Raw genomic sequence first — 7181 nt, 5'->3', positions numbered from 1 at the left:
CCCGTACGGCGCCCTGTCCCCGAGCCACGTGTTGCTGCCTCTCCTGGTTCACCGGGTCACGAGGAGACACCGTCTCATGAACATGAAGCAGCCTGCTCAACCGTGCTGTCGGTGGCGCTCAGGGGGTGCAAAGAAAAGTGGACGTACCTGACGACGACGCACGGCTTGTGGATTCTGGGAAGGATTCGGACGATTCGGCGACTCCGTGGAGTGTTCCGGGTGGGCCCGCCGCTAGGGTCGGGCCCATGTTCATCGTCAATATCTCTCCCCGTACGGCGGGGAAGACAACGAACTCCGGATGGCTGAGTAAGGCGCTATACGAGCGGGGGCACCGCGTAAAGGGCTTCGACGCGGATCACTCGCAGCAATGGATCCAATGGCACGAGGACGCGAAGGCTGTAGAGGAGAAAGCCGAGGGCGAGGGCAAGGGAGTCGGGTTCCCCTTCGAGATCGTGTCTGCCGCCACGCCTCGGTTCCACCATCAGCACAGCGTGCCGGATAACGTCATCGGTGTCGTCGACTGCGGTCACAGCGAGAACCACCCCGAGATCACGGACAGTCTGTTGCGCGTCGCGGACCTTGCGCTGGTGCACATGTCGCCTACGTCGTCCGACTTCCAGCGCCTGACAGAGCCGATGGAAGGAACCCCACTCAAGGACATGATCACCCGCAGTGCGCCGCTACGGGAGACCACCGTAGCTCCCCCGGCCTGGGTCCTCCTCAACCGTGTTGTTCACAACGCCGGTTCGACGAGGGCGTACCGGAACAAACTCAAGGACCTCGGCTGGAACGTGCTCACGACGACGATTCCCCGCAACGAGGAGTTCGCCAACTCCACGTTGGGGCCGGTCTACGACGCCGACGACACCAACTTCGGTGCGCTCGTGACCGAGTTGGAGAGGAAGGGCTTGATCAAGTGAGCCGCCGCAGGACCTCAAATCTCAAGAACCTCAACAACCGCACGGCTCGCGCAGGGAGCGGCCAGTCGCCTGAAGCAGCGGCAGTTCCGGGCGGTTTCTCCGACTCCGGATCCCCCCCTCCCTCCCCCGTCCCTGGAGAGACCGGCCAGCAGGTTGAGACGGCCGTGTCGGGCGCCCCGGAAGCATCCACACCCCAGACGCGTCCGCAGCCCTTCACTCCGGACCTCATCCCTGACCCGGTCGAGGTCGACGCCACAGGCGATCTGTCCACGGAGGAGTTGGATGACCTCGACAAGTGCATGCGAGCACTCGTTCATGCAGATGAAGCCTCATGGATGCGCGGTAAGGCACTCGAATCGATGAAGGCCCGGAAGCTCCACCGGCAGGGAGGGCGGACCTGGCCGGAGTTCTTGGATGAGGAACTCGACTACACCGAGTCCGACGCCAACCGCATGATCCAGGAGTGGCCTCTCGCCGCCGCGATCAGTAAGCAGTGGCAGAAGCTCGGGCACAAACCGCTGCCGGTGGCCGACTCACACGTTCGGGCGTTGCTTCCCGTGGCGGAGCGGGCTGGTCTCGATGAGACCAGCCGCGGCTATGCCAGGTTGCGCATCTGGGCGAAGGAGAACGGCCACCGGATCACGGCGAGCAAGTTGAGGGCCGTTGTTGCTGCGTCCGCAGCTCCGCTGTCAGTGACGGCGTACCAGGACAGCCTCAAGGCTCTTGCGGCCCCGAGGTCATCGGAGGAGAACACGGGGCCGAGCAGGGCCGAAGAAGGAGGCTCGGCAGCTACGAGCACACCTGTGAGTGCTACGAGTTCCGGCGCTCCCCCCACGCCAGCTTCAGCGCCGAAGGCGACTTCGGGAGAGGAGCCCACTCCCCCAACGCCCCACGACAACAGCGGCAGCGAGGCCACTGGCTCACCTTCCGCCGAAGGCAGCCAGGAACGTCACCCAAATTTGGGTGACGAGCAAGACGGTCACCCAAATTTGGGCGGCCGCACTGCGACCTCCCCCGAGGGACAGAGTTGGGGCATCGCGGTCGTGCATACCCTCAACAGGATCGAAACCGAGATCCGAGGCCGCGACGACGTACCCCAGGACACGTTGGCCGCGATCGCACAAGCTGCGTCCTTGGTCACGGAGGCTACTGTCCGACAACCTCTTACTACGTAACCCTCCTCACCCAAATTTGGGTGACTTCTCGGTTCCGATCCGGCCGTAATCCTTCCCTAGTCGCTCCCCGGGTCACCCAAATTTGGGTGACCCGGACGATGCCCTCGACCGCTACTCGCCCCGTCCTGCTCCAGCCACTCTCGCGCGGCTTGGAGATCTCCGACGGCGGCACCAATTGCTGGTTCGACCTCTTGCTCTTGCGCGGCGTGGTCGATCTCTTCGATGAGGTCCGTCAACTGCCGTCGAACACTGCCGGCCTGATACTCCGTCGCGCCTTGGAGGGTCAAGGCGATGCCTTCGGCGGAGTCCTCGACGTCTTCGTCAGTGGCGACGCTGCCTCCGGAGCGGGAATCGTGGACGTGGGCGACGAGCCGTTCCGCGACGTCATAGAGAAGATCGGGCCGGTTGACGGGGAGGGCGCCGGTCTTCTCGTGCTTGCGGTATTCGGTGAGGGTCATGAACCTCTCGGCAGCCTCCTGGCGTTGCCGGAAGGCCTTGATGCGGTCTCTGATCGCGGGGCGCGAGCGAAGTCCTTCGGGTTTGCCGAGTTGGCGGGCGCTCAGGTCGTGGGCGAGGCCGCGTACGTACAGGCGTCGTTTGAAGCAGATCAGGTCCAGCTCGATGAGACGGCTGAGGTAGAGCGCGTCGACGAAGTCCTGCTTGACGTCCGCGGCGGGCTGCTTCGAGCTTTTCGGTGCCTCCAGTTCGCCGGCGTGGAGGCTGAGGTACTCCAAAAGCGCGAGCAGATTCTCACGTCGGGGAAGTCGTGTGGCGTCGTGGGCGTGCCGTCGGTGGAGTGCGGCGACCAGGTCGTCACGGTTGACGTGGCGTGGGATGGGATCAGGTTCACGCATGAGGCGATTCTGCCCTCATCGGACTCACCTCGGACGAGGGAGGAGATGCCGGACGCCACTGAAGATCTCAGTCGGCAGGGCCCTGAGCTGGGCACTGAAATCTTCAGTGGCCAACGGAAGGACCCACTGAAACCTTTCGTGGCGTACTGAAAGCGTCGGTGGCGTGAGCGGGAGCACGGTACTTGTCGTACCTCGGCCCTTCCGACCACTACGGCGGCTGGCTGCCGAAGTTGCACGACATCTGTCGGGAGGTTCGCACCGTGTACTTGTCGTCAACCCCCTCCAGGTGCCAGGGCGAAACCGTAAGTTTTCTTCTTACGGGTACTCGCTTAGGGACCGAAATCGGGAGCCGTGAGCTCTTGCCCCTGTGGTCACCATGTGGGCGGTGACCTGCGGCGTTGCGAACCGGGTAGGTCTCCTTGGTCTACGGCGGAGCCTGCGGCGAACGCGAGTCTCAGCATCGACGGCTCACCTTGCCCTCTGCGAGGAGGGGCGCTGTCCCGCAGTCTATCGCGGCTGTGTGGCGGCCCGGCCTGTGTCCGTGTGAAGTCGCGCTCCTGGCTACGGAGCAGCGCGCGCAGGTACGGCAACGTAGGGAAGAGGGAGGGATGTTCTGCGGGGGTACGGCGCTGAGGGCCTGTGTCGCGTCCCGGCTCGTCCTGGAGTTGAGCGGGGAGACTGGACTACCGATCACGGCAGGTTTGGGGTGAGGATCGAGTCGAAGTGCAGGTGTGACAGGGGAGGGTGAGATGGAAGCCGGTTCGGAAGCCGCTCCGGAGGGAGTGCTGCAGTACATGAGCGAGGTGACGGAGGCCGATGTAGAGGCGCTCCGGGATTTCATGACGGCCCGGTTGAGGGGGATACAGCAGCGGCACCCGGAGGGCAGCGACGAGTGTCGGGCGGCAGCGGCGATTTTCGAGTTCTTCCGTTTGGACTGCCCTGAACTCCTTCAGAAGATTGACAGGAAGGTGGACCTCGACGGGTCGGAGCCGTTCTCGACCCGGATTGAGGCTGAGCAGGACGTTCGGGACATCATCGAGATGTGGAGCACGTTGGTGCATCTCGCGCAACCGTGGGAGGGGAGCCCCGGGTTCAACTCGAACCGTTGGAAGATCACCGGTTACGGCACCCGGGAAGCCGAAGCCTGGATGGCGGAGCATCCGCCGTCGTCCTGGTTGTGAGGGGTAGGGGTGCAGGAACAGATGGTGTTGCCGGCGCGTGAGGGGCCGCTGCGGTACACCGGCGAGGTGAGGCAGGGCGACGTGATCTCGCTCCGTGACTTCCTCGCTTCCCGGACGGGGGAGATCACTCGGCGGCATGATGCAGGGGCCGACGAGTACCGCGTGGCACAGGCGGTCGGTGTGACGGCTGAAGTGAACGCCGCACTGCTGTTGGAGGCCCTCAGCGTCCGGGATGACCTTCTGCGTCGGGACGAGGAGTCGTCCCGGAGGCTGTTGGAGACCTGTGTACGGCAGATCACGGTCCACTGGGCCGTTCTTGTTGCCCTCGCAGAGCGCTGGACGGACACGGTCGGCTATGACGCCGGGCGTTGGCGGCTGCCTCGCTACGGCACTCCAGAGCAGGAAGGCGTCATGGCGTGGCTGGGCTTCCCCTGGTCCCCTCGGTGACGGTCTTCGACGGTGCGCACGGGATCGGGATCGTCACCCGAGAAGGCCCGTCACGGCGGGAATGAGCACGACTACGCCGCGACGGGGCACACTGGCCGACGGCGGAAGGGGGTGGTCGTCGTTACTGGTACGGAGGCTCGTGCCGTCGTGGCGGGATTCGCGGACGCTTACCGGCGTCTCCCGGCGTCGCTGAAGCATCTGTCGGCCGCGGGGGTGCCGGTCAGTGAGCTGGCCGCGGACACCGGATTGACCGGCGAGCACGTCTCGGCGCTCCTCACATCTGTGAGTACCCGCGAGTGGCTGGAGGAGCTGGTGCATCTCGCGGAACGGCTGTGCCTGGCTCTGGGCACTCAAGGCGACGATGCTCTGACGCGGGACGAGGCAAGCGCCTGGATCGTCACGATCCGGTCCCACCGGGTCCGACCACACCGGGCTGGTGGAGCCGGCCCCGTTCCGAGCCGCGCTCGCCCGGCGAAGGGCCTCGCCCCGGAGGCCGCAGATGCCGACGAGCTTCTGGAGATGCTTGAGGACTACCTCGCCCGCGCACTCAAGTACCTCCGGGACGTCGCGAGCGGGCGGCCGGCCATGGGGGCCGTGCGGGGAGAGTTGACCGCCGTCCGTTACGTCCTCGACTACATCTACCCGATCCTCGACGCTGTCTGAACTGTGGTGCCTCGGTCCGGCGCTTCCGGCTCGGATGAGGACGTTGGAGCAGGGGCGTGCAGCGGAACCTCACCGGCACCCGGGCAGGCCCCGGTTGGTCGAGTGAGGCCGGCGGACCACCGCCGGGGCCCGATCCGGACGCCGGATTCAGCGAGCCGTCGTACGCGCCCGCTCGCGGCACTCCCGCGTGGGTGCCGCCCTGGTCCGTCCTGAACGCGTGGCGTGGGTTCCCGCTCGCAGCAGGGACGTGGTCTCTCGCCGGACGCGGAGCGTGCTGCCGTCCCCCAGGAGTGCTGACGGCGGGCAGTTGGTATGAATCACGCCCCGACTCTGCTCGAATCGGACAACCCCCCTGACTTTGTCAGTGCCAGGCTGACATGAGGAGAATGTCAGCCCTAGACTGACAAAATGACATCGGGATTCGACTTGAACGACCGCGGCGCTCTGCTTGCCGCCGCGCTGCAGGAATACGCCGACCCCTACCCCACCGACGAACCAGGGGCCCCGACCCTGACCGCCACCATCGAGGACGGCTACACGCTCCGCCTTCAGTCCGGTCAACTCACCGGGCCGACACATCCGGTGGCCGACGAGATGACCAGCTCCCGCAAGGCGCACGCCGACGGGAACGGCACGTACGGACACCGCGGCCAGACCTGGGGACGTCGCGTATGAGCCCCCTCGACGGTGAGCGGGAGGATGCGCCGCATCCGCTCACGGAGCAGGGCCTGGCGCGGCTGATGCTCTCCGACGCCCACCGGGAAGTCGCCGAGGCCGCGCTCGCCGCCATCACGCCTCGCTCCGATCAGCACGTGTCTGCCGGCGGGCTCGTCGAGGAGGCACTGCAGATCCAGCGCTCGGCCGAGGCCACGTTGCGCTGGGCCGTGGTCTACGAGCGCGAGCGCGGGACCAGTTGGGACGCGATCGGCGCGGCGCTGGACGGAATCAGCAGGCAGAGCGCCCACAGGCGTTTCAACGACGTCGTCGACCGCTGGCGCGAGCCGCTGGAGGAGCCGACCACCGTCCGGCCGGACGGAACCGCCGCGGATGACCGCATCCCCTACCCCGCCAACGATCCCGAGCGGGCCGCCCAGGGCTTGGACAGGTGGCTGCGCGAGCACACCGGCCGAACCGACCCGTGGTGCGACGAGACGCATCCGGTCAGCGCCCACCTGAACCGGCACAGCACCACGAGCCTGCTGTTCCAGCAGACCCGCGCCTCCGACCGGGTCCGCAAAGACCGGCTGGTCCCGGACCCCCAGGCCCAGGCCGACATCGCCGAGACGCGGGTGGCGCTCCTCGTCCGCCTGCGCCGTGAAGGCGACGCCCCACCAGAGGTCGGCGACTGGATCGCCCAAGAGCGCGCCCGCGCTCAGGCCCTCCGCGACACCCCCGGCCGGGGAACCCCCTGGCCCGCCGCCTTCGCCGGCGAGCAGGAAACCGGCGAGCAGTAACCCAACCCCGAGAGGGAAAAGCACCGTGACGTACTTAGCCGAGGCGACCGCGCCGCAGGAGCGGATCGATACCGCACCGAGCACCCTGCGCAGCGACAGCAAAGCCTCCTTGCTGCTGGCCCTGACCGGAGGCGCGCTGGCCGCGATCCTGTCGGCCGCCGCCGACGAGCACTTCCCGCCCGCTGTCGTCGCGGTCGGCAGCATGGCTGCGGTCGCGCTGCTGGGCGCCACCGTGATCCTGCTGCTGGCCGTACGGCCCGACTCGGACGAGCGGGCTGGCCGACCTGGCACCAACTCCCCCCTGACCGCCCTCGCGGAGGAGGTCAGCCAGGGTCAGCGTGTCGCCGAGGTCCAGGCACTCGCCCGCTCCGCCCGTACAAAGTTCCGCCGCATCCGTATCGCGGTCGACTGCGCCCTGGCGGGGCTTGTGCTGCTGACACACGCCGGGATCCTGGTCATCAACTGATCCGGGAACAGGAATTGACCA

General features: G+C 66.7%; 9 protein-coding genes. 8 read left to right on the top strand and 1 reads right to left on the bottom strand.

The window, feature by feature from the left end; all coding sequences use genetic code 11:
* Nucleotides 1-245: 245 nt before the first annotated feature.
* Entirely contained in the window at nucleotides 246-920 is a 675-nt protein-coding gene (locus tag AN218_RS17090; RefSeq protein WP_070017752.1) for a nucleotide-binding protein, read from the top strand.
* A 595-nt stretch (nucleotides 921-1515) separates the two neighbouring features.
* On the opposite strand, the gene AN218_RS36115 is transcribed toward AN218_RS17090, so the two are convergent.
* On the bottom strand, nucleotides 1516-1836 hold the full coding sequence (locus AN218_RS36115) for a hypothetical protein (RefSeq protein WP_141747607.1): 321 nt from the start codon (nucleotides 1834-1836) through the stop codon (nucleotides 1516-1518).
* Between the two features lie 408 nt (nucleotides 1837-2244).
* Between AN218_RS36115 and AN218_RS17080 the strand changes: the two genes are divergently transcribed.
* The 7 genes from AN218_RS17080 (at nucleotide 2245) to AN218_RS17050 (ending at nucleotide 7160) form a co-directional block, all read left to right on the top strand.
* Nucleotides 2245-3099: a hypothetical protein gene (locus AN218_RS17080; RefSeq protein WP_141747606.1), complete on the top strand. Its 855-nt coding sequence runs from the start codon at nucleotides 2245-2247 to the stop codon at nucleotides 3097-3099.
* A 644-nt stretch (nucleotides 3100-3743) separates the two neighbouring features.
* The gene (locus AN218_RS17075; protein WP_141747605.1) at nucleotides 3744-4130 is read left to right on the top strand and encodes a hypothetical protein; all 387 of its coding nucleotides are present in this window, start codon (nucleotides 3744-3746) and stop codon (nucleotides 4128-4130) included.
* Nucleotides 4131-4139: 9 nt separating this feature from the next.
* The gene (locus tag AN218_RS37525) at nucleotides 4140-4577 is read left to right on the top strand and encodes a hypothetical protein (protein ID WP_070017748.1); all 438 of its coding nucleotides are present in this window, start codon (nucleotides 4140-4142) and stop codon (nucleotides 4575-4577) included.
* Nucleotides 4578-4724: 147 nt separating this feature from the next.
* Nucleotides 4725-5240 carry a hypothetical protein gene (locus tag AN218_RS35495; protein ID WP_070017747.1) on the top strand — a complete coding sequence of 172 codons (516 nt, stop codon included), beginning with the start codon at nucleotides 4725-4727 and terminating at the stop codon, nucleotides 5238-5240.
* Nucleotides 5241-5648: 408 nt separating this feature from the next.
* Nucleotides 5649-5915 carry a hypothetical protein gene (locus AN218_RS17060; RefSeq protein ID WP_070017746.1) on the top strand — a complete coding sequence of 89 codons (267 nt, stop codon included), beginning with the start codon at nucleotides 5649-5651 and terminating at the stop codon, nucleotides 5913-5915.
* Complete coding sequence (locus tag AN218_RS17055) at nucleotides 5912-6694, top strand: hypothetical protein (RefSeq protein ID WP_070017745.1); 783 nt, start codon at nucleotides 5912-5914, stop codon at nucleotides 6692-6694. Before AN218_RS17060 ends, AN218_RS17055 begins: the two co-directional genes overlap by 4 nt.
* A gap of 25 nt (nucleotides 6695-6719) precedes the next feature.
* A complete protein-coding gene (locus AN218_RS17050) occupies nucleotides 6720-7160 on the top strand; it encodes a Pycsar system effector family protein (protein ID WP_107421484.1) in 441 nt (146 codons plus the stop codon).
* The last annotated feature ends 21 nt before the right edge of the window (nucleotides 7161-7181 follow it).

The sequence above is a fragment of the Streptomyces nanshensis genome, from assembly GCF_001751255.1.
GTDB classification, from domain to species: domain Bacteria; phylum Actinomycetota; class Actinomycetes; order Streptomycetales; family Streptomycetaceae; genus Streptomyces; species Streptomyces nanshensis_A.
Note: the sequence above shows the minus strand (reverse complement) of the source record. Positions and strands in the feature narration are given on the sequence as shown.